The following is a 21,560-nucleotide window of genomic DNA, read 5'->3' as shown; positions in this document are numbered from 1 at the left end:
CTAATGATAGCTATATTGCGACTAAAATAGCGTATTTGAAAAGTGTCACAGCAGTGATGGATGTTGAGGTTATGTAAACGGGTGTTTGAATAGACGTTAACCCTATGCTATAAGTGGTCTGACCTACAATAATTAAAGAGATATAGGGAAGCTATGGACACTCTTACCTACCCACACTTGCTGGCACCTTTGGATCTTGGCTTCACTCAGCTTAAAAACCGGGTGTTGATGGGGTCTATGCATACCGGCCTGGAAGAAGCACACGATGGATTTAAAAAGCTGTCTGCCTTTTATGCTGCCCGCGCCAGAGGTGGGGTTGGCCTGATTGTGACCGGTGGTTTTGCACCCAATTTTCGCGGCCGCTTAACACCACTCAGTGCAGAGTTCAGCAGCGGACGGGCAGCAAGGGCGCACCGGGTTATCACAGATGCTGTCCACAAAGAAGGTGGCAAGATTGCCCTTCAGCTTCTGCATGCCGGGCGCTATGCGATGCATCCTTTTGCTGTCAGTGCTTCTGGCATTAAAGCACCTATCTCTAAATTCACACCAAAAGAAATGAGCCGCCGCCAGATCCTCAAGACCATTGACGCTTTTGCACGCAGCTCTGAGCTGGCGAGGGAAGCGGGTTATGACGGCGTTGAGCTGATGGGCTCTGAAGGTTATCTGATCAACCAGTTTATCTGTCAGCGTTCTAACCACAGAACCGATGAATGGGGCGGCAGTTATGAGAACCGGGTCCGTTTTCCTCTTGAGCTGGTAAAAGCTGTTCGTGCCCGGGTAGGTAACGATTTCATCATTATTTTCCGGCTTTCGATGCTGGATCTGGTGGAACAGGGCAGTACTTATGATGAAGTGGTGCAGCTGGCCCAGGCGCTGGAAGCCGCCGGTGTGACTATCCTCAATACCGGCATTGGCTGGCATGAGGCGCGTGTACCTACCATAGCAACCCAGGTTCCCCGCGCTGCGTTCAGCTGGGTAACGGAAAAGCTCAAAGGTAAAGTGTCGATTCCGCTGGTGACCTGTAACCGGATTAATACGCCAGAAGTGGCAGAGTCTATCCTTGCTGCCGATCAGGCGGATATGGTGTCTATGGCCCGTCCGTTTCTGGCTGACGCTGATTTTGTGCTGAAGGCTGAACAGAACCGTGCAGACGATATTAATACCTGTATTGGCTGTAATCAGGCTTGTCTGGATCATGTGTTTGCCGGCAAACGGGCAAGCTGTCTGGTGAACCCTCAGGCGTGTTACGAAACCGAGCTGGTGCTGACACCGGCAGCACAGCATCGCAAAGTGGCGGTGATTGGTGCAGGCCCTGCTGGCCTGGCTTTCGCAACGGCGGCGGCAGAACGCGGCTTCGAGGTCGATTTATACGAGAAGAACGACTACATCGGCGGGCAGTTTAATCTGGCGATGCAAATTCCGGGTAAAGAAGAATTCCGGGAAACAATTCGTTATTTCTCCCGCCGTTTGAGTCAGACAGGCGTGAACCTGAAACTGGGCAAGGCGGTGGATATCAACGAGCTGAAAGGGTATGACGATGTCGTGGTCTCTACCGGGGTGAAACCTCGTATTCCTGCCATTCCCGGATTGGAAGCCAGTGATAAGGTCATCGATTATCAGACATTGATCCGCGACAAAGTGCAGTTGGGTCAGCGGGTTGCTGTGATTGGCGCTGGCGGTATCGGGGTGGATGTCTCAAGTATGCTCACAGAGCCTCAGGACAGTTCGCTGGACAGCTGGTTACAGGACTGGGGCATTGATAAAACCATTACGCATGCTGGTGGTTTATGTACGCCTCAAAGCGAGCACAGTGAGCGTCAGGTGTGGCTGTTGCAGCGTCGTCCGGGCAAGATGGGTAAAGGGCCGGGTAAGACGACAGGCTGGATCCATCAGCAGGTGTTGCTGAAACGCGGTGTGGAAATGCTGTCCGGTGTCAGCTACGAGAAGATAGATGAGCAAGGCCTGCATATCAGTGTGGAAGGGCAGCAGCGTGTGCTGGAGGTGGATCATATTGTGCTTTGTGCCGGTCAGACTTCAGTGGAAGAATTGTCGGCGCCGCTTAAAGAGCTTGGCATCAATGTGCACGTCATTGGCGGTGCTGAGTTTGCAGGAGAAGTGGACGCAAAACGTGTTATCCGCCAGGGAACAGAGCTGGCCGCCCGTCTGTGATATCGGCTACTGTGACCAAGAGGCTCCTGAGGGAGCCTCTTTTCGTTGCCGTTACTCAGAAGAGCAGATGTGGTATGGTATTTAACAAGAATCGTTATCATCGAGGATACATAATTTATGGATGCGTTGTCGCTGCTGCTTAATCGTCGCTCTTTGCCTAAAATGACGGCCCCGGCCCCTCAGGGTGAGGCGCTGGACAATATTCTTCGTGCCGGCCTTCGGGCACCGGATCACGGTGCGCTGACGCCCTGGCGTTTCATCGTCTCCGAAGGTGAAGGGTTGCAAAAGCTGGCCGATATTCTGGTGTCTGCCGCTCAGGCTGACGATGCAGAAGAGGCAGTGATCGAGAAAGCCTCTAAAGCACCTTTCCGTGCTCCTATGGTCATTACCGTTGTCGCTAAAGTACAGCCCAGCGATAAAATCCCTGTGATTGAACAACATATCTCGGCAGGCTGTGCGGCTCAGGCGATGCAGATGGCGGCAGTTGCTCAGGGTTTTGCGGGTTTTTGGCGGACAGGAAGCTGGGCATATCATGCTGTGGTGCGCGAAGCGCTGGGCGTACAGGGTGATGATATGATTGTCGGTTTTCTGTATCTGGGCACCCCGGATTGCCGCGATGCGAAAGCGCCAGAGCGGAATTTAGCGCAATTTGTTGAGTATTTATAGTTTCCTGCTGACTTCCTCAGGCAGCGTTTTGCTGCCTGTCTTGCCTCATTTCTGCGACGGCTTTGTGAACGGTTACTGGGTTTATATCCAGTAATGATTGTCATCTATTGCTGAATTCTTTATAGTGCGGAAAGTTATTTCCAGTAGTTACAGACTTCATGACCCGTCTTTATATCGCTGAAAAACCCAGCCTTGGACGCGCTATTGCAGCCGTATTACCCCGTCCGCATAAGAATCATCAAGGCTATATTGAAGTAGCCAACGGCGACATTGTCACCTGGTGTATCGGCCATTTGCTCGAGCAGGTTGAACCGGATGCGTATGATCCGCGCTATAAGAAATGGAACCTGGATGATTTGCCTATCATCCCTGAGCAATGGCAGCTGGCACCGAGAAAATCCGCCAAGCAGCAACTGAGTGTGGTCCGCAAGTTAGCTAAGCAGGCGGATGAAGTGATACATGCCGGCGACCCGGACAGGGAAGGCCAGTTGCTGGTTGATGAAGTGATTGATTACGTTAAACTGGCCGCCGCGAAAAAAGCGACCATGAAACGGTTACTGATCTCAGATCTTAACCCGGCAGCAGTAAAAAGAGCGCTCGGGCAGTTAAGGGACAATAGCGATTTTATTCCGCTGTCCGTGTCGGCCCTGGCCCGATCCCGGGCGGATTGGCTGTACGGCATGAATATGTCCCGTGCCTATACCTTGCTCGGGCAGCGGGGCGGCTATAAAGGCGTACTGTCGGTGGGTAGAGTGCAAACACCTGTGCTTGGACTGGTAACTCGCCGGGATGACGAAATCGCCAACTTTGTGCCGGTTCCTTTCTATGATGTTTATGCACTGCTCCCCTATCAGGACAATGTTATCCGCGCCCGCTGGCAGCCGAGCCAGGCCTGTGAGCCCTGGCAAGACGAGGAAGGCCGGGTGCTCAATCGCAAGCTGTGTGAAAATGTCGTCACGCGTATCAAAGGCCAGCCAGCCACTGTCTCGGATGCGGAGCGAAAAGAAACCCGCCAATCACCGCCATTACCGTATTCTCTGTCGGCACTGCAGATAGATACGGCACGTCGCTTTGGCATGAGCGCGGCAGATGTACTGGCGTGCTGCCAGTCACTGTATGAGAAACACAAAGTCATTACTTATCCGCGTTCCGACTGCCGTTATCTGCCGGTCGATCACTACCGCCAGGCCAGTGAAGTGGTGAAAGCCGTGTCGTCAACGGCACCGCAGATGCTTGAGGCTGTCAATGGCGCCGATTTGTCGTTACGCTCAAAAGCCTGGAATGACAGTAAAGTCGATGCGCACCATGCCATTATTCCCACCCCAAAAGCCGTGCAGCCCGGCAGCCTGAGTGACCAGGAAGCCAAGGTCTATCAGTTGATTGCCCGTCAGTATCTGATGCAGTTTTACCCGGCAGCGGTCTACGCAGAAGCCAAGTTGACCTTTTCTATCGCAGGCGGGGTGTTTATTGCCAGAGGCCGCCAGCTGATGCAGCCAGGCTGGAAAGTGTTGCAGGGCAAAGACGATACAGACAAAGAGCAGGATCTGGCCGATAAGGTACCGCCTTTGGATAAAGGCACAGTGCTGACCTGTCAGGACGGAGAGATCAAAGACAGGGTGACTGAGCCGCCTAAGCATTTTACCGAAGCAACCTTGCTTCAGGCGATGACGGGGATCGCCAGATTTGTGGCAGATAAATCGCTGAAGAAGATTCTGCGTGAGACGGACGGTTTAGGTACGGAAGCCACCCGGGCCGGTATTATGGAGGTCTTGTTCAAGCGCCAGTTGCTTTACCGTCAGGGGAAGAATATTCATGCCTCAGACGCTGGCCGCGCCTTGGTGTACGCCTTACCCGACGAAGCGACGTACCCGGACATGACGGCACATTGGGAACACCAGCTGCAAGACATGGCTGAGCGGAAATATGCCTACCAGCCGTTCATGGGAGCGCTGCAACAGCAGATTGAGCAACTGATGGGGGCGATAAAATCAGGGGGCGTCCCGCCAAGCCTCCGGACACTTCAGGCGGTTGCGCCTCCGGCCAGTAAAGGAAAAGGGAGTTATAGCCGACGTGCACGGGGCAGGCAGCATTCAGGTGCTTCAGGTCAGAAAACGTCAGGCCAGAAGAAGACGGCTAGTCGTCGTAAATAAAAAAGGTGTCCCGGCCCAGCGACTTGGCTTTGTATAAGGCGCTGTCGGCCTGGTTAAACAGTTGATTCGCTGTAGATTGTTTGTCCGGTACCATACAACTGATGCCAATACTCACAGTGACACTAGAGTATTCCTGATCGTTGACTGGAATGAGCAATGAACGAACAGCGTCTAAGGTGTTTTCGGCGGCGACAATCGCAGCCTGAGCGTTTTGACCCGGCAGCAAGATAACGAATTCTTCTCCGCCATAACGGGCAAACAGCGCGCCTGCCCGTCGCTCGACCGAGACCAGTGTCTGGGCGATCAGAGTCAGACAACGGTCGCCAGTTGCGTGACCATAGTTGTCATTGAATGACTTAAAGTGATCCACATCGATAATCAGCAAAGATACGGGTAACTGATGCCGCTGGGCCCTGCGCCATTCTAAGGGCAGGGTCTGATCAAACACACGCCGGTTCGGCACCTGCGTTAAGGGATCATGACGGGAGGTGTATTCCAGTTGCCGGTTTAACTGCTGCAGTTCCCGAGTCCGCTCAGTAACGCGTTTTTCCAATTCGCCATTGAGCTGGTTGAGGTTTTCTTCTGTCTGTCTGCGAACCAGATGCTGAGAGACAATAAAGCTGAATTGCTTGAGAAGCTGGGGATGATAGTCAGCCAGCGGACGTCCGTTAATCAGGTTATCGTAGGCTATCCAGCCGACGCGCTTATCTCCGTCCCACAATGAGGTGTAGGCACTCCAGCCAACCCCGATTTCTTGCAAATCATGATAAAGCGATGTGTTTTCTTCAATGGCCAGGTAACCATGCTGTGCCTGGGGATGGTCAATGAACCAGTGAGGCGGGATAGCGGATTCAAAATAGGCTTCTTTGACCGTATTTCCTTCGGTATCTGTGCCATAAGTGCCTTTCATTCTGTTATGCCCTGTCAGAAGAAAGACAGCGATACGATCAATATTCAGCACTTTCTTTCCCTGTTCCACCGCATGAAAGATCATATCGTCAATACTTTGTGCGCGCCATAGAGCAAAAGAGATGTCGTGCAAGCCCTGCAGCATATCCAGTAAAACCGGGCCTGAACCAGCATGTTGACCGATGTAAGTTCTGATCTCGGCACTCAGGTGGAGGATACAAGGCTGTAAATAGTCAGGATCGGTGAGTGCTGAACCTGCCGGATAACTCAGTGCCAATAAGCCAAGAGGTATACCCTGATGTTGCAGCGGGAGCCATAACACCGTCTTCTCAGCACTCTGCCGGTAAAAAGGCAGGGGCTGACAAAGCCAGTCATCAAGCTCTTCATCACGCGGTGTGGCTGGCGCATGAATGCATGGGGAGCAATGGGTGAAATGTATCCATTCAGCATGCTTTTTTACGAACAGGTGGCACGATGAGGCATTTAAATGGCGGCAAAACAGAGGAAGCAGCCCGTCAATAACCGCTGACCGCTTTGTTGTTGTCTGCCACTGTGAAAAGTATGCCTGATAGAAGGAATCCATTCCGTTCTCGCTGCTACTGACCTAGAGGGTTTATGAAATATTTTTCAACACATTACGATATAAGAATAATGAAAAGAGAACAGAGTGCGCACGCGGAAAATTTAATAAACAGGTAAAACAATTGGTTAAAATCCGGCCACAGTCAAATTTATCATGTCTTAATGAGTGTTGTTGCAGTGATACTCTGGGGGTATTTATTTTGAGAATGCTGCTCAGAGGTGCCGGTGAGTGTTTTTGATGACTTGCAGCCAACATGAGCCGATTGGTCCGGACATGCTGTGAGCACTTTGTTGTTAGACGCCCCTTGTGTCAATCTTGAGACAGGGCGAACTGATAAGTTTCACTATTTTTACCTTACGGGGAAATTTTGACTTATCAACACCGTCAGGTGAGAACATGAAAAGACGACATGTGTTTTTATTGTGGGTATCACTGTCTCTGATTTTGTCGGCATGTGGCCAAACACGGCATTCTCAGCTTGCGGAATTGGGATTTACCCGCAATTACCTTGAAGGGTATCAGGATGGGTGTGACAGCCGGAAAGTGCAGGCGACGACTTTCTATGACGGGTTTCGTCAGGATCCTGAGAGAATGAAGAAAGAGAATAAATACGCTAATGGCTGGAATGATGGCTATGAACAATGCTACGCCAGCAATGTTGACTACCATTAGTGGAGCGGTTGGTCATTGTTGATCATAGAACAGGGCAGCTATACGAGCTGCCCTGTCAGATGTTATTGCCCAGAACCTGGCTGATAAAACCGCTTCAGCTCATGCATCACTTGCATCAAAGTGGAGAGTTTCGGTTTCCCGTTATCCATCATTTTGTATTCAGCGTCATACACAGTGTAGTTGCCGTATTTATCCACAATTGTGGTGCCTTCCGACTGAACAACGACAATGTCCTGATTGTCTCCAGCCAGCACCCAGCGTCGCTTGTTACTGTTGTCGAACAGACTGATGCCACTGCTGTAAAATTCAGGTGCTGTCGTGGTACTGAGCAGGGTTTCCATCAGAGTCGGGACAATATCCAGGTGACTGGTCGCCCGGCTGATTTGTGCTGTCTGGCTGTCTGGCCAATGTACGATCAACGGCACTTTCAACTGATACTGGCTGTAATTTGATCCCGATCCCCAGGAGTTGGTGCCGGTTTCATTAAACTCAGTGCCGTGGTTAGCCGTGATAATGACCACAGTATCGTCCAGCATGTCGCGTTTAATCAGGCTATCAAAGATGCCAATCAGTTGTTCATCAACATAGTAAGCCGAATTGCGATAACTGTTTTTCAGCAGTTCAGCCGGATCTGTGCTTGAGTCTTCACCGGGCTGGGTATCTTTCAGCGAGGGGCTAAACGTCGCGGCAACGGCATTGTCAGAATCTTCGTAATCCTGGACTGAAACCAGCTCAAGATAACCAAACCAGGGCTTACCTGCGGTTTGTTTGCTCAGCCAGCTTTGCATATTGGCAATGGCCTGCTGATCACTGTGAGTCTCCGGATTCAGGGCCTCGGCTAAAGCAAGCTGATCTTTGGTGAAGATAGCCTGCGGATAGATGACATCGGCAAAGCCTGAACCACTGAACAAACCAAACCGATACCCGCGTTTGGTGAGAGTTTCGAGTAAAACCGGCGGGCTGTGCTCTGCCCGGATACTGGTATTGTATGCGCCAGGCAGGCCATAAAATAAACCAAACGTACCCAGAGTACTGTCGTTTCCTGTACTGTAATGCTCAGTAAAGTTCAGATTCTGCTGTGCATAGGCAGCCAGATACGGCATGGTTTCAGCTGTGATCATATCACTGCGTAAGCCATCTATCATAATGACCAACAGGTTCTGGCCGGTCCCTTTATCGCTGAATGACAGCGGTTTAAGCGGATAGCGGATGCTTTCGCTGTTTTCAACGCCCTGCTTTTCCTGCAGACGGGCGTATTCCTGCCGGTCTAACAGGCCATGACGTTCCATAAAGGACTTGGCTGTCATTGGATAAGACAGCGGAAAATTGGATCGCTGCGCGGTTACTGGCCGATAAAGGTTGGCATCCGCCCAGATGTAGAGCAGGTGGCTGGCGAGGAAACACAGGCCAAACACAGACGCAATCGGCACGCCGACATGCTTGCGTGTAAGCTTACGCAGCTTGCGCCACAGCCATTCAGATAAAAACAGCTGCAGCAGGAAAATGGCTGGCACAACGATGAACAGGTATTGCCAGCGGGCATTCAGTTCGGTCCGTTCCCCACTGAGTAACAGATCCCAGACCAGAGGGCTGAGATGGAGATCCAGGCTTTCATAAGCGTGGGTATCCAGAATCAGTATGGTTTGACCTATGGTTCCAACCAGCACCGCAAACAGTCGCATCAAACGCTGAGAAGGGATTAGAAAGCTGGCAGGAAACAGAATGAGAATGTAAAAGCCAAAAACCAGAAAGCCGAAATGACCCACCCAGCTCAGGCCCATATAAAGCTGCCCCATCAGGGTTTCCGGCCAGTCCGAATGGATGATGTACCGGGTGCCTAACAGCATGGCTGCGATAATATTGAAAAAACTGAACCAGTGTCCCCAGCTAATTAGCTGAGACACGGTTTCTTTGTAGTTGTTTCCGCTGGAGACCATATACCTGTGTTCTTCTTCTCTCTGGTGCTGGAATTAATCTTTCTTGATTGAGGTCAGCAGAGCTTGGGCGAATTTATCAGCAATGGCTTGACGTTGTGATGCTGGAACATCGGCATTAATGATATTGGTAGCAACATTACCTACAATCATAAGCGCTAATTCAGCAGATGTATCGTGCTTTTCAAAGACATCGAACACATCATTAAGGATCTGTTCCACTTTTTCATTACTGTATTTTGATGTAATTGGCATATCAGGTCTTGTTTTATGGTGAAGAAAGCGACTTATAATACCCTACACTTTAGATTTACTGAAAAACTTTTCCATTATGAGTCTCACGCTTTCCAACGTCATCCTGCACCAATTCTCGAAAAACGAACAAGATGAGCTGTCAGTTCAACTGAGAGAGCAGGAACTAGAACATACAGACACCACCAGTGAACTGGTTGCTGAATTACACCGGGTTTACAGCAGCAAGGGTGCCAAAGGCTTTGGCCGATTCGCCGAAGAGAGTGAATTCGGTTACTGGCTGAAACAGTGTCGCCAGGGGGAACTGGATTTCCTGACTTTTTCAAATCAGGCCTCACAACGTCTGCAATCTGAACTGGTGAAGTATCCGTTTGCTGACGCCGGGACACTGGTCATGGCGCAATACCAGTCTCTGGCCACCGATTATCTCTTCATTGGTCTTCTGCCTACCTGCCACAGCATGAAGGTGACTGATCAACTTGATATTAGCGCCACAGACTATCTGGATGTCAGCAAAATGGAAATTGTTGCCCGGATAGACTTGTCATCCTGGGAGACTGATCCCGAATGTAATCGCTACCTGACCTTTATCAAGGGACGGGTTGGTCGCAAAGTGGCCGACTTTTTCCTGGATTTTCTGCAAGCGGAAGTCGGGCTGGATGTCAAAGTACAGAATCAGGTACTGATGCAAGCGGTTGAGGATTTCTGTGCCGATTCTCGTATGGATAAAGAGGAAAAGCAGCAATACCGCAAGCAGGTTTACGATTACTGCAATGGTCAGTTGCAGGCTGGAGAAGAAGTTGCGGTGAAAGAATTGTCGGGTGAGTTACCCGCTACAGAGGCGGGTGTCGACTTTTATCAGTTTACCTCCAATCAGGGATACGAGCTGGAAGAGACCTTTCCGGCAGATCGTGCTGCCATGCGTAAGCTGACCAAGTTTGTCGGCTCTGGTGGCGGGTTGACGATCAACTTTGACAGCATGCTGTTGGGTGAGCGAATTTTCTACGATCCGGACACTGATACACTGACAATCAAAGGTACACCGCCGAACCTCAAAGATCAGCTCCAGCGCCGTCAAAACAGCGACACTTGATAGGCAGTTGGCCAGATGTGCTGCACAGATGTAAGTCAGTGCGGCACGTCTGATCTAACCTTAGTGTTTCGGACATTTTATCCGTGTTATCCCTTATCTAATCTTCAGAGCCAGTTTGTCTGCGCTATCACAACGCTTCACTTCTGATTATCTGCTTATTTCTGAACCTTTATCTTGCCTGATAATCGCTCGTTACCGACACGTTTTTGAAGGTTTTTATCAGTTGGTAGTAAATTTACCCTCTGATTGCGATAAAGTGAGCTAAAGGTAATTGAATATACGTTTTAGTGTATTAAAGAGTGTGAAAAACAGTATTTTAGCTTTTGCAGAAAAATCATGACTGATTCCCTGAAAATCTAGCATCATCACTCTGTTCAATGACATCAAATTAGCGTAATGCTCTAAAAATGCTGATGTGCTCACCATGCTGCGCTGTGTTACAGCTTTGACACCAGCTAATTTTGGCATTTTGTTGCGTTGGTAGGGGCTTTGCTTTATGGTATTTAGCTATCTTCGGTTCATGGTTGTTGCACTATTGCAGAGTGTTTCTGATGCGCAACAGTCATGAATGTGGTTTTCAAAAACGTGATTGAAATGGGTATGCGGCTGTCAGTGTGTCACTGATGGCCTTTATTTGACCTGTTGCATATTAAAGTGGCTTTTCTCCAATCAGTTCAGGAGGTGCCCAATCACGTCAACATGGAGTGTAGCAAGCTATGATGAAAGTTGGTTTGATCGGTTGGCGCGGCATGGTAGGTTCTGTGCTTATGCAACGTATGGTGGAAGAAAAAGACTTTGACCATATTGAACCTGTTTTCTTTTCAACCTCTCAGGTTGGAATTCCTGCGCCTGACTTCGGTAAAGATGCAGGCGTACTTCATGATGCATTTGATATTGATGCACTGAAGAAGCTTGATGCCATTATTACCTGCCAGGGTGGCAGCTATACAGAGAAAGTATACCCGGCGCTGCGTCAGGCAGGCTGGAAGGGTTACTGGATTGATGCGGCGTCGACGCTGCGTATGGATGATCAAACCATCATCACTCTGGATCCGGTTAACTTCGATCAAATTCAGCAGGGTATCCACTCTGGCGTGCGTTCATTCGCCGGTGGTAACTGTACTGTCAGCCTGATGCTGATGGCAGTCGGTGGCTTGTTCCAGGCCGGTCTGGTTGAGTGGATGACCTCCCAGACGTATCAGGCAGCCTCTGGTGCCGGCGCTAAGAATATGCGCGAGCTGATTTCTCAGATGGGTGTCATTAACGACAACGTTACCAGCGAGTTGGCGAATCCGGCCACCTCTATTCTGGATATTGACCGTAAAGTGGCGCAAGCGATGCGCTCAGCTGACTTCCCAACCTCTGAGTTTGGTGTGCCATTGGCGGGCTCTCTGATCCCATGGATCGATGTGAAACGTGAAAACGGTCAGAGCAAAGAAGAGTGGAAAGGCGGCGTAGAGACTAACAAGATTCTGGCAACCGGTAACAGCCCGATTGCGATTGACGGCACCTGTGTACGTATCGGTGCAATGCGTTGTCACAGCCAGGCGCTGACGCTGAAACTGAAGAAGAATGTTCCGCTGGATGAAATCGAAGGTATTATTGCCTCGCACAATGACTGGGTTAAAGTGATCCCGAACGAGCGTGACATTACCATGCAGGAGCTGACGCCAACGAAAGTGACAGGCACTCTGTCTGTACCTGTGGGTCGTCTGCGTAAGCTGGCAATGGGCGATGATTTCCTGAATGCCTTTACTGTGGGTGATCAGCTGTTGTGGGGTGCTGCTGAACCGCTGCGCCGTACGCTGCGTATCATTCTGGCAGAGAAAGCTTGAGAGAAAGCCTGATAGTTCAGAGCAGATAAGCCTATTCAGTAAGTCATTGGCTGAGTGCTGAAAAATCAGCAACTGAATCTTCAACAAAAAGAAACATAAAGAAAAGGCCCGCACATGAGTGCGGGCCTTTTGCGATCTGAACCGTCAGGTTTGAGGATTAAGCTGCCAGGTTTTTAGCAACGAATTCCCAGTTAACCAGTGCCCAGAAACCATTCATGTAGTCAGGACGCAGGTTACGGTAGTCGATGTAGTAAGCGTGCTCCCACAGATCAACTGTCAGCAGAGGCGTTACACCTTCTTCAGTCAGTGGAGTACCAGCGTTAGACGTGTTAACGATGTCCAGAGAGCCATCGGCTTTCTTCACCAGCCAGGTCCATGATGAACCAAAGTTGTTGATTGCTGAATCAGTGAATTTGGCTTTGAATGCGTCAAAAGAACCAAACGCTTTAACAATGGCATCCGCCACTGCGCCAGTTGGCTCACCGCCACCATTTGGGCTCAGGCAGTGCCAGTAGAAAGTGTGGTTCCAGATCTGAGCTGCGTTGTTGAAAACACCGCCAGTCGAGGTCTTGATGATCTCTTCCAGAGATTTGTCTGCGTACTCAGTACCTTCGATCAGGCCGTTCAGTTTCACAACATAGGTGTTGTGGTGCTTACCGTGGTGGTATTCCAGCGTCTCTTGAGAGATGTGCGGCTCAAGTGCATTTTTCTCGTACGGTAGAGCAGGTAGTTCGAATGCCATTACTCGATTCTCCATATTGATGGTGTGGGCAGACCCACGACATTGCTTCCGTTAGCAGGCTAAAGCCTGCGTCACTTCAAACTGTGTTTGTTATTGTATACAAGCGATAGGCTTGCGTGTTTGCAAATCATTTTAGCAAGTTTTTTCTTTATTAAAAGTAGTCTGAATGAAAAAGGTCGCAGCAGGCATAAGATGGTAAGCAAGCGTTCAGACAAGTATAAGTCTTAACCTTACTTTCATTAGGCGTTTTTTTCCTTGCCGTGACAAAGTAGAATGTGGGTATCACACTTACTATAAAGCTAACGTTGTTAGAGGAAGCTATGGAAACCATCGACAAAATCAAACAGCAGATCGAAGAAAACCCAATTCTGCTGTACATGAAAGGATCACCAAAACTGCCGAGCTGCGGTTTCTCTTCACAGGCTTCTCAGGCGCTGATGGCTTGTGGTGAAAAATTTGCTTACGTTGATATCCTGCAAAACCCGGATATCCGCGCTGAGTTGCCAATTTATGCGCAATGGCCAACGTTCCCACAGCTGTGGATCGAAGGTGAGTTGGTTGGCGGTTGTGACATTATTCTGGAAATGTTCCAGAAAGGTGAACTGCAGCCATTAATCAAAGAAGCCGCAGCACGTCGCGACAGTGCAGAAGCCGCAGAATAATATCTGACAGCTGGTACGGATAAAAAAAGACCCTGCAGTGCGGGGTCTTTTTGTTTCTGCCAAACTATGAGCGGTTACAGCATCATAGAGGCCAGCCAGCCAAAGGCAATCAGTGGCAGGTTGTAGTGAATAAAGGTAGGGACTACCGTGTCCCACACGTGCTCGTGCTGGCCGTCAGCATTCAGACCGGCAGTCGGGCCCAGGGTTGAATCCGAGGCTGGCGATCCGGCATCGCCCAGCGCTGCTGCAGTACCGACCAGCGCCACAGTCGCCAGCGGCGAGAAGCCAAAGCTCAGGCATAATGGCACATAGATAGTCGCCAGAATCGGAATGGTCGAGAAGGATGACCCGATACCCATGGTCACCAGCAGGCCAACTACCAGCATCAACAGAGCAGCGAGTGCTTTGTTGTCGCCGATGGCATCAGACAGCGAACTGACCAGGGTTTCCACCCCGCCAGTGGCTTTCATAACGGCTGCAAAGCCGGCAGCCGCAATCATGATGAAACCTATCATCGCCATCATGTGCACGCCTTTAGTGAACACATCATGGGTATCTTTCCACTTGATCACACCGGCAAGGGTAAACACCATGAAACCGGCAAGACCACCGATGATCATCGACCCACTGTACAGCTGAACGCCCAGTGCCGCTGCGATAGCAATAACGGCCACATAAACATGCTGCATGTTGATTTCAGCGTGCTCCGGCTCGCTGGCCAGAATCTGTGCTTCAGAATATTCCCGAGGTTTGCGATAGCTGACAAAGGTGGCCAGCAGCAGACCGAACAGCATACCGGCTGCCGGCAGAATCATGGCATAAGGCACCTGGCTGGCTGCCACATCCAGACCGTTGTCATGCAGATTTTTCAGCAGGATATTGTTGAGGAAAATGCCGCCAAAGCCTACAGGCAGCACCATGTAAGGTGTCACCAGACCAAAGGTCAATACGCAGGCAATCAGGCGGCGATCCAGCTTGAGTTTGGCGAACACATGCAGCAAAGGGGGAATCACAATCGGGATAAATGCAATGTGGACCGGAATCGCGTTCTGCGACGAAATCGACAGTAGCAGTAAAATGGTCAGTACCGAGTACTTCACACCGGTCGCCGCTGCCGCATTATGATGACCGCTGATGCGTTTGATGACTTTCTGTGCCAGTACATCGGTAATACCCGAACGGGAAATGGCCACGGCAAAAGTACCCAGCATGGCATAGCTCAACGCTGTGGTGGCGCCTCCGCCCAGCCCGCCTTCAAAGGCAGAGATGGTATCGGTGAGAGACAGTCCTCCGAGAAGGCCGCCGAGGATGGCACTGAAGGTCAGCGCGACCACGACGTTGACTCGCATCAGCGCCAGTACCAGCATGACGCAGACGGAAATAACGACAGGATTCATAAAACGACTTTCCATTGATAGTTGTGTGATTGCATAACTGAATAATCATGCTATCCAGGCGGCAATGTGCAGGCCGTCTAGTTTGCTGAAAATTTCTTGCATGTCGAGAAAAAACTGTGCTCTGGGAGGGATTTTTAGCCGGATATAGTGAGAGGGCAGTCAGAGTAGCGATGAACGGCTGTCTGATGCTGACTCGATCAGGTTGTTCAAAGTGATTCGGGATAGGTTTTTTGTTATGCAGAGGCTATTCAGCAAAGATGGAAAAGGCCAGCGGAGCTGGCCTTAGAATGTTTAATTACCATATTTCTATACGATTAATAGTCTAGCACTGTCCCATCGCCGTTCAGGAAAGAGCTGACTTGAGCACGCATTTGTGTAGCGACTGGATCAGTACCCCCATCAGCTAACAAGGAACCGTGAGTCCCTGAATCAAACAACACGGCATTGCGAACCGTTTGTCCGTTAACAGACGTTGTGGTCGGAGCCAGGCTCATGGTTTGCAGCAATGGCAGGGTGCCACCAAACGGCGAGTAAGGCAGCAGGATACTGGTGCCAGTCACGACAGAGCCTGCGGTACCTGGGCGTGCCAGTTTATTTGGAATGGTGGCATCATCTTCGACCTGAGTCAGGTAAACCGGTAAATCCGCCGAGACTTGCAGTGAAGTATTAATCGGGTCGACGGTATCTAGAACGCCTTGGGCAACATATGCAAATTCGCTGAACTTGGTGTAAATAGTTGCAAGCTCTGTGAGTGCAGCTGTTGAACCATCGGTTATTTTGCCTTGCTGATAACCAGCAAAGCAGGTTGCCAAATCAGTAGCCCCACAACCCTGTTGGAATTTGCTGTTTATGGATGCCAACAGATTACCTTTGACAAAATTACCGAATTCTCCGGATTGCATTAGCAGGTAAGGGATACCCGCCCCCGGATTAGCCAGCGCCACTTTGTTAATCGCGAAAGCGGCATCACCGGCAGGGTCGTTCAGGGTCCGGTTCGCGGCATCAGCCACATTCACCCCAGTAATAGCGCCCAAAGAGTGTCCGACGAAGCCAACGCCCGCCATTGGATTCAATCTTTCTAATTCTTCGCTGAGTGTTGGATCTCCAGCTAAAATGCGCTGAAATATGACAGCAATCCCAAGACGCAGGTTCAATACGTCAATTGTGCTCTGGCGCAGGTTATCCCGTGCGACCGTGAGTGCTGCAAGGTTCAGGTATATTTCTGGGTTACTGGTTGATGCACTCATACCAGCAATGCCACGATCGCCATGCAGTGGATGGTCAATGGCAAAAATGGCTTGGCAATCAGCGCCAATGACATCATCAGCCAAGTTTACGATGGTATTTCTGTCAGCGGTAATACCATGCTGATAGATTGATACCTTGTTTGTCTTTGGATCCTGACATTCAGCTTTCGTTGGTAGGACTAACGTATAGTTAACGGTATCCACTGCTTTCAGTTTCGGCACAGGACTATAGCGGGTAATCAGTCGTTCTTCATCCAGTTGCGAACCATCGGCCAGTGTTAACGTGGAGCCCGTAAGCGCCTGCAGCACTCTGACCTGAGTTTCAGGATCGGTTTTCACGGCTGCTAAATCTTCTGTCGAGATCTGCAGCGCCGCCAATTGCTGAACAATTGCGGCTTTGTCGGCATCAGAGCCATTGTTCAGGACATAACTGATTTTCGCCAGGCTTGGCATACCGCTTTGCCATGGCGTAGTGCTGAATTTGGTTGGATCCTTTTCCAGGAAGTACGGCAGTTTGATGGTTCCGGTGTAGATTGGATTGCCACCTGGTGTGGTGCCGGTGCTGGTTGGCACGCTCATCTCGAACATGCTTTCCAGATCACTTTGGCTAATGCCATCAGCAATGGCACTGCCTTGCCAGATATTCGCTGCATTACCATCTAATGCGAGCGCAGAAGCGGATTTTGCAGCATAGAGCACTTCACCGACAGAGGCGGTGGTGAACCAGCTGGAGAAAATAATCTTATTCTTCGGTGCGCCTGCTACAGCGGCCAGCGTGCTTTCTACCGCGTGCGTGATGGCCTGTGGTTTCTCCAGTGCAGCATCCGGCACTTTACCGACACTCTTCAGAACCGCATAAGAGTTGGACAGACCCACAGGATTGCCTTTGCTGTCTTTCAGATCACTGGTGACCGCAAACATATAGTTGCTGGCTGGATCTAAAGGCTTGGTCAGGATCACGGTTAGTCTGGTTCCGGAAGCCGTCACCATGAAATCGCCATTATCTGCCGACAAGACTTCAGGCGTTGTTGCATCAGCTGAGTTGGTTGGATCACCAGACTTAATCAGATAGAAGCTGTCTGCTGCGGTTTCCGCGGCCAGATCGTTACCTATGAAATTAATGTTGATGGGTTGAGTTGTGCTCCAGCCATCGGTTTTGCCCCAGGCATAGGCCGGGTCACTGATATCAGCCACTTTAGCGCTGCTTTCAGTCGCGATGGTGCCATCGTCAAGATCCATGGCAATAAAGCTTGGGGTAATGACTTTCTTTTCATCCGAGAGCAAATCAAACGCGATTTTGGTTTCGGCATTCAGGCTATTTTTGATATCCGGGTCGATGGTCGGCGTACCGCTCAGGCCTTTTTCATCCCCACAACCGTAAAGTGCAAAGCTGGAAGCAATCAGCAGGGCAAGTAATTTTTTGTTCATCATATTTCCCTAAAATTCTGTTCGACTGTGATAACTGGCTTAGAAGCGGTAGTTGGCCTGGGCTGCACTGATAATCGCGCCGCCACTGGACTCAAAGTTCTGCCCTTCTTCAGAGAATGAAATCTCTTCTGCGATGAGGTAAGCCAGACCGACGTCGAAGGATAAATCCGCGTTGTAGTTATAGGTTGCACCTGCGGTGAACCAGTTTCGGTCAGTATCCGGAATACTCAGGGTTGGTTTGCCTGCCTGCTCATCAAAGGCGTAGCCACCCCGGATGGTCCATTGCGGGTTAACGTGATAAGTGGTGCCAATGGCATAGCGGAACGTGTCGTCATAGTCTTCTTCTTTCAGCAAGCAGAGTCCGGGATTGCCGTTATAGCCTGGGTTACACTGGTTGCTGGTTGCGCGCAGTTCTTCAAACTTGCTGTATTGCGTCCACTGAACGCTGTAGTGCACAGCCCACTGGTTATTGAGCTGATGAAAGCCAGAGAACTCTGCAATCGCGGGTAAAACGACGGTCAAATCTCCCGGGACCGTATTATTCTGAGCTCCAGTGATACGGCCTGTGTAATCGGTAAAGTCACCTTCAAAGTCGAGATCCGTCTGTGAGCGGTAACTCAAACCGAAGCGGTTGTCGTCATTCAGCTCAAAGAGGGCGCCCACGTTCCAGCCAAAGCCCCAGGTGTCGCCTTCCAGCTTGATGGTTTTGTCACTGGGTTCAGCCCCTGGAACCGCAAGAGCCAGATCGCCAAAATGGCGGTTGAGTTCTGCGGTGGCAAAGATGGCACTGATACCTGCTCCAAGGCTGAGCTGATCGTTGACACGATACGCAATACTTGGGTTGAAGTTCACTGTAATCAGAGATGTCTCACCAGCGAGTGAACCTGCATGAAAGCTTTCATCATATTCAGTGGTGACCCCATAGTTTGAGAAGACACCCAAACCAAAGGCGAGTTTGTCATTGACAGGTTGGATGTAAAATCCTGCAGGTACAATGCCGATTGGTGCGACATCTTTGGCGAGCTGATCCCTGTCGACACTGTCCACGTCAATCGATGGATCAACAATGCTCAGCGCGCCGGAAAAAGTGCGTTGTTTGAACATGGTCGATGCGGCGGGGTTGCGGGCCAGCACTGCGGCGTTATCGGCAATTGCGGCTTCACCGGCGAAAGCCCGGCCTAAACCACTGGCGGAGTGTTCAGCTACCTGGAAACCAGCACTTTGCGCCTGGAGGGATGTCAGCGCGGCGGCCACGGCGAGTGCGGTTACATGAAATCTTTTGGACATTCTGCTGCCTCTCTTGTTGTTTATTTTTGATATGCTTCGCGTTCTTCAATCCATGAATGAATGGTGAATCAGCTTGTAGACACGGAGTATAAGGATTCGCTACGCCAATGTTAACCATATGTAACAGGCTGTTTGGGGTGGATAAAGGTTATTTGTACGGTGTATTATTTATCTTCGTTTTAAACTTCCGTTTGATTAAAATTGGACGTTTGTTTCATTTTTGTGAAAAAGCCCAGCACGGCTGGGCTTTGGTAGGAGGTCTGATGAGTGTTTGTGTTTCAGGTCTGATCTTAAGCTTCTTCTTCTGTTTGAAGTGCGGCGACTGGCCATCCGCCTAATTTCTTCCATTTGTTAACGATCTCACAAAATAATTCTGCGGTTCGTTCGGTGTCGTAAAGGGCTGAATGAGCTTCTTTGTTACAAAATGGAATATTTGCCGCTTCACAGGCTTTTGCCAGCACCGTTTGCCCGAATGCCAGGCCACTCAGTGCTGCGGTATCAAAGGTAGCAAAAGGATGAAAGGGAATGCGCTTTAACTTGGCCCTTTCTGAAGCGGCCATAACGAAGCTGTGATCAAAGTTCGCATTGTGTGCCACCATGATGGCGCGGGAACAGCCTTCTTCCTTTTGCTCTTTACGTATGACTTTATAGATTTCTTTCAGAGCTTCTTCTTCAGTCACCGCACCACGTAACGGGCTGAACGGATCTTTGATACCGTTAAAATCCAATGCTTCCTGATGGATAACTGCACCTTCAAAAGGCGTAATGTGAAAATGCAGTGTGCTGGCAGGTTTGAGCCATCCTTCTTCGTCCATGGTCAGGGTGACAGCACAGATCTCAAGCAGAGCATCAGTGTTGGCGTTGAAACCAGCCGTCTCTACATCGACAACGACAGGAAAGAAACCACGAAAGCGACTTTTCAGGGTATTTAATGTGTTTTCTTGGCTCATGATAATGTTGCTGATAAAAATGAGGCCAGCATTATGTCAGATCTGCTTCAGAAGCTAAACCCTTGCCGTTAAGGTGTGACGGCAGGGCACTGATACTGAGAGGTTGTCAGAAAGAAAAACGGTGGCTAAAGATTTTGCGACAAAATCCGATACAATACCCAGTACTTGCAAGTAGGTTATACCGGGATGATAAAAATGACGTTGCCATTGAAGCTGGGGGCTTGGTCTTTAGCACTGATGGGTGCCTGTTCGCCAGCTTGGGCGGGAAAATATTATGTTGCGACGCCCGGGGAATCCACCTGGGAGATGGTGGTTGATACGCCGCTGGAATGCCAGTTGCAGCATGCCATCCCGAATTTTGGTCAGGCGCAGTTTACATCCCGTGCCAGTAAAAAAATGAACCTCGACTTTGAACTGAAAATGCGTCGCCCGCTGGGACAGACCAGTAATGTCAGCCTGGTGTCTATGCCTCCGCGATGGCGTCCCGGTGATGCCGCAGAGCCATTGACGCGACTGAAATTCTTTAAGCAGTTTGATGGTTATGTCGGTGGTCAGATGGCATGGAACATGTTGTCGGAACTTGAAGAAGGAAAAATACCGACCTTCAGTTATCAGGACTGGCAGCATAGAAACGAAAGGATTGAAGTCGGCCTGTCTGCCGTGGCATTCAGTGCGGGTTACAAGACTTTCAGTACTTGTCTGTCCAATTTGCTGCCGTATAACTTTGAGGATATCTCCTTTACTGTGCTGCATTACGATAAAAACAGCGACGAGCTGAACAAAGCATCACAGAAGCGTCTGGCGCAAATTGCCGATTTTATTAAATACAGTCAGGACATCGATTTAATCTTGGTTGCGACTTACAGTGATTCTTCTGGCGGAAAAAATACCAACCAGTCTTTATCAGAGCGCCGTGCGGAAAAGCTGGAGCAGTATTTTGTCTCTTTGGGTCTGCCAAAAGATCGCATCGAAGTTCAGGGATTCGGTGAGCGACGTCCAATTGCGGACAACAGTACTCCGCTGGGGCGTAACAAAAACAGACGTGTTGTGATTTCTATGGGCCGGACTTCCAGCCTGATGTGATTTGAGATTCCCTCATCCGCCAGTGCTTGCGAATGAGGGAATAGGGCGCTCATTGTAAGCGGAACCTGGCAATAAGCTCACACTGGTTGCTGGTGGTGATATGCGCCACCTGTTTTGCCACTTTGGGGTTAGGGTGGCGTTTGAGAAAATCGATCAGCGCTGATTTACAGCAACCCAAAGAGCTGATGAAAGCTTCGCAGTCACGGTTCGGGCATTGCGGAATCAGCGCCATGATCTGCTCGGATGCCAGTTGCAGGTATTTGAGCTCGTAATCGCCGTCCCCCTGCTTTCGCCAAAAACTGGCCATGTTGTGACAGGCCGTCACTTTAATGGCGAGTAATTCTTCCAGCTCATCCAGACTCCCATCGACAGGTTCTAATTGCTGTGATTCAGACAGCGCAAGCTGATAATGGATGACTGACGTCATGGGCTTATGGTCTTTCTCTGCTTCTGCTGCCAGCAAGGTGTGCATTTCCCACCGTGACACGTTCATGATTACAT

The 21,560-nt window shown here is 50.1% G+C and carries 17 protein-coding genes; 8 read left to right on the top strand and 9 right to left on the bottom strand.

Annotation, left to right across the window (positions count from 1 at the left end; translation table 11 throughout):
• Window positions 1-153: 153 nt before the first annotated feature.
• The 3 genes from D6M16_RS08225 (at window position 154) to D6M16_RS08215 (ending at window position 4,985) form a co-directional block, all read left to right on the top strand.
• The gene (locus D6M16_RS08225) at window positions 154-2,169 is read left to right on the top strand and encodes an NADPH-dependent 2,4-dienoyl-CoA reductase (protein WP_120511373.1); all 2,016 of its coding nucleotides are present in this window, start codon (window positions 154-156) and stop codon (window positions 2,167-2,169) included.
• Between the two features lie 117 nt (window positions 2,170-2,286).
• Window positions 2,287-2,835, top strand: coding sequence for an NAD(P)H nitroreductase (locus D6M16_RS08220; protein WP_120511372.1), 549 nt, complete (start codon window positions 2,287-2,289; stop codon window positions 2,833-2,835).
• A gap of 158 nt (window positions 2,836-2,993) precedes the next feature.
• Complete coding sequence (locus D6M16_RS08215; RefSeq protein ID WP_120511371.1) at window positions 2,994-4,985, top strand: DNA topoisomerase III; 1,992 nt, start codon at window positions 2,994-2,996, stop codon at window positions 4,983-4,985.
• On the opposite strand, the gene D6M16_RS08210 is transcribed toward D6M16_RS08215, so the two are convergent.
• The gene (locus D6M16_RS08210; protein ID WP_120511370.1) at window positions 4,969-6,477 is read right to left on the bottom strand and encodes a GGDEF domain-containing protein; all 1,509 of its coding nucleotides are present in this window, start codon (window positions 6,475-6,477) and stop codon (window positions 4,969-4,971) included. The genes D6M16_RS08215 and D6M16_RS08210 overlap by 17 nt on opposite strands.
• Before the next feature lie 396 nt (window positions 6,478-6,873).
• Here D6M16_RS08210 and D6M16_RS08205 point away from each other — a divergent pair, with 396 nt between their 5' ends.
• Entirely contained in the window at window positions 6,874-7,149 is a 276-nt protein-coding gene (locus D6M16_RS08205; protein WP_120511369.1) for a hypothetical protein, read from the top strand.
• A gap of 62 nt (window positions 7,150-7,211) precedes the next feature.
• Here D6M16_RS08205 and D6M16_RS08200 read toward each other — a convergent pair whose 3' ends face one another.
• Window positions 7,212-9,086, bottom strand: coding sequence for a DUF3413 domain-containing protein (locus tag D6M16_RS08200; RefSeq protein ID WP_120511368.1), 1,875 nt, complete (start codon window positions 9,084-9,086; stop codon window positions 7,212-7,214).
• A 33-nt stretch (window positions 9,087-9,119) separates the two neighbouring features.
• Window positions 9,120-9,338: a YejL family protein gene (locus D6M16_RS08195; protein ID WP_027252814.1), complete on the bottom strand. Its 219-nt coding sequence runs from the start codon at window positions 9,336-9,338 to the stop codon at window positions 9,120-9,122.
• Window positions 9,339-9,414: 76 nt separating this feature from the next.
• Here D6M16_RS08195 and yejK point away from each other — a divergent pair, with 76 nt between their 5' ends.
• Both yejK and asd read left to right on the top strand, forming a co-directional pair.
• A complete protein-coding gene (yejK, locus tag D6M16_RS08190; protein WP_120511367.1) occupies window positions 9,415-10,428 on the top strand; it encodes a nucleoid-associated protein YejK in 1,014 nt (337 codons plus the stop codon).
• Between the two features lie 719 nt (window positions 10,429-11,147).
• A complete protein-coding gene (gene asd / locus D6M16_RS08180; RefSeq protein WP_027252812.1) occupies window positions 11,148-12,263 on the top strand; it encodes an aspartate-semialdehyde dehydrogenase in 1,116 nt (371 codons plus the stop codon).
• Between the two features lie 157 nt (window positions 12,264-12,420).
• Here asd and sodB read toward each other — a convergent pair whose 3' ends face one another.
• The gene (sodB, locus tag D6M16_RS08175; protein WP_046218679.1) at window positions 12,421-13,005 is read right to left on the bottom strand and encodes a superoxide dismutase [Fe]; all 585 of its coding nucleotides are present in this window, start codon (window positions 13,003-13,005) and stop codon (window positions 12,421-12,423) included.
• Between the two features lie 320 nt (window positions 13,006-13,325).
• Between sodB and D6M16_RS08170 the strand changes: the two genes are divergently transcribed.
• Window positions 13,326-13,667, top strand: coding sequence for a Grx4 family monothiol glutaredoxin (locus D6M16_RS08170; protein ID WP_027252810.1), 342 nt, complete (start codon window positions 13,326-13,328; stop codon window positions 13,665-13,667).
• Window positions 13,668-13,741: 74 nt separating this feature from the next.
• Here D6M16_RS08170 and D6M16_RS08165 read toward each other — a convergent pair whose 3' ends face one another.
• The 4 genes from D6M16_RS08165 to rnt all read right to left on the bottom strand — a co-directional run bounded on the left by D6M16_RS08165 (window position 13,742) and on the right by rnt (window position 19,976).
• Entirely contained in the window at window positions 13,742-15,064 is a 1,323-nt protein-coding gene (locus D6M16_RS08165; protein WP_120511365.1) for a Na+/H+ antiporter family protein, read from the bottom strand.
• Window positions 15,065-15,378: 314 nt separating this feature from the next.
• The gene (locus D6M16_RS08160) at window positions 15,379-17,739 is read right to left on the bottom strand and encodes a VolA/Pla-1 family phospholipase (RefSeq protein ID WP_120511364.1); all 2,361 of its coding nucleotides are present in this window, start codon (window positions 17,737-17,739) and stop codon (window positions 15,379-15,381) included.
• 39 nt (window positions 17,740-17,778) lie between these two features.
• Window positions 17,779-19,026, bottom strand: a complete 1,248-nt coding sequence (locus D6M16_RS08155) for an outer membrane protein transport protein (protein WP_120511363.1) — start codon at window positions 19,024-19,026, stop codon at window positions 17,779-17,781.
• Window positions 19,027-19,316: 290 nt separating this feature from the next.
• A complete protein-coding gene (rnt, locus tag D6M16_RS08150; protein WP_120511362.1) occupies window positions 19,317-19,976 on the bottom strand; it encodes a ribonuclease T in 660 nt (219 codons plus the stop codon).
• 237 nt (window positions 19,977-20,213) lie between these two features.
• Here rnt and motY point away from each other — a divergent pair, with 237 nt between their 5' ends.
• Window positions 20,214-21,059: a flagellar protein MotY gene (motY, locus tag D6M16_RS08145; RefSeq protein ID WP_240435586.1), complete on the top strand. Its 846-nt coding sequence runs from the start codon at window positions 20,214-20,216 to the stop codon at window positions 21,057-21,059.
• 49 nt (window positions 21,060-21,108) lie between these two features.
• Here motY and D6M16_RS08140 read toward each other — a convergent pair whose 3' ends face one another.
• Window positions 21,109-21,552, bottom strand: coding sequence for a DUF2753 family protein (locus D6M16_RS08140; RefSeq protein ID WP_120511360.1), 444 nt, complete (start codon window positions 21,550-21,552; stop codon window positions 21,109-21,111).
• Window positions 21,553-21,560: the final 8 nt, after the last annotated feature.

The organism is Photobacterium salinisoli (assembly GCF_003614885.1).
Taxonomy (GTDB): domain Bacteria; phylum Pseudomonadota; class Gammaproteobacteria; order Enterobacterales; family Vibrionaceae; genus Photobacterium; species Photobacterium salinisoli.
Note: the sequence above shows the minus strand (reverse complement) of the source record. Positions and strands in the feature narration are given on the sequence as shown.

Coding starts and splice junctions, on each gene's coding strand:
- D6M16_RS08220 (WP_120511372.1), top strand. CDS start 2,287: ATGGATGCGTTGTCGCTGCTGCTTAATCGTCGCTCTTTGCCTAAAATG.
- rnt (WP_120511362.1), bottom strand. CDS start 19,976: ATGAGCCAAGAAAACACATTAAATACCCTGAAAAGTCGCTTTCGTGGT.
- yejK (WP_120511367.1), top strand. CDS start 9,415: ATGAGTCTCACGCTTTCCAACGTCATCCTGCACCAATTCTCGAAAAAC.
- D6M16_RS08140 (WP_120511360.1), bottom strand. CDS start 21,552: ATGAACGTGTCACGGTGGGAAATGCACACCTTGCTGGCAGCAGAAGCA.
- D6M16_RS08215 (WP_120511371.1), top strand. CDS start 2,994: ATGACCCGTCTTTATATCGCTGAAAAACCCAGCCTTGGACGCGCTATT.
- D6M16_RS08165 (WP_120511365.1), bottom strand. CDS start 15,064: ATGAATCCTGTCGTTATTTCCGTCTGCGTCATGCTGGTACTGGCGCTG.
- D6M16_RS08200 (WP_120511368.1), bottom strand. CDS start 9,086: ATGGTCTCCAGCGGAAACAACTACAAAGAAACCGTGTCTCAGCTAATT.
- D6M16_RS08210 (WP_120511370.1), bottom strand. CDS start 6,477: ATGGATTCCTTCTATCAGGCATACTTTTCACAGTGGCAGACAACAACA.
- D6M16_RS08195 (WP_027252814.1), bottom strand. CDS start 9,338: ATGCCAATTACATCAAAATACAGTAATGAAAAAGTGGAACAGATCCTT.
- motY (WP_240435586.1), top strand. CDS start 20,214: ATGGGTGCCTGTTCGCCAGCTTGGGCGGGAAAATATTATGTTGCGACG.
- D6M16_RS08225 (WP_120511373.1), top strand. CDS start 154: ATGGACACTCTTACCTACCCACACTTGCTGGCACCTTTGGATCTTGGC.
- D6M16_RS08205 (WP_120511369.1), top strand. CDS start 6,874: ATGAAAAGACGACATGTGTTTTTATTGTGGGTATCACTGTCTCTGATT.
- D6M16_RS08160 (WP_120511364.1), bottom strand. CDS start 17,739: ATGAACAAAAAATTACTTGCCCTGCTGATTGCTTCCAGCTTTGCACTT.
- sodB (WP_046218679.1), bottom strand. CDS start 13,005: ATGGCATTCGAACTACCTGCTCTACCGTACGAGAAAAATGCACTTGAG.
- D6M16_RS08170 (WP_027252810.1), top strand. CDS start 13,326: ATGGAAACCATCGACAAAATCAAACAGCAGATCGAAGAAAACCCAATT.
- D6M16_RS08155 (WP_120511363.1), bottom strand. CDS start 19,026: ATGTCCAAAAGATTTCATGTAACCGCACTCGCCGTGGCCGCCGCGCTG.
- asd (WP_027252812.1), top strand. CDS start 11,148: ATGAAAGTTGGTTTGATCGGTTGGCGCGGCATGGTAGGTTCTGTGCTT.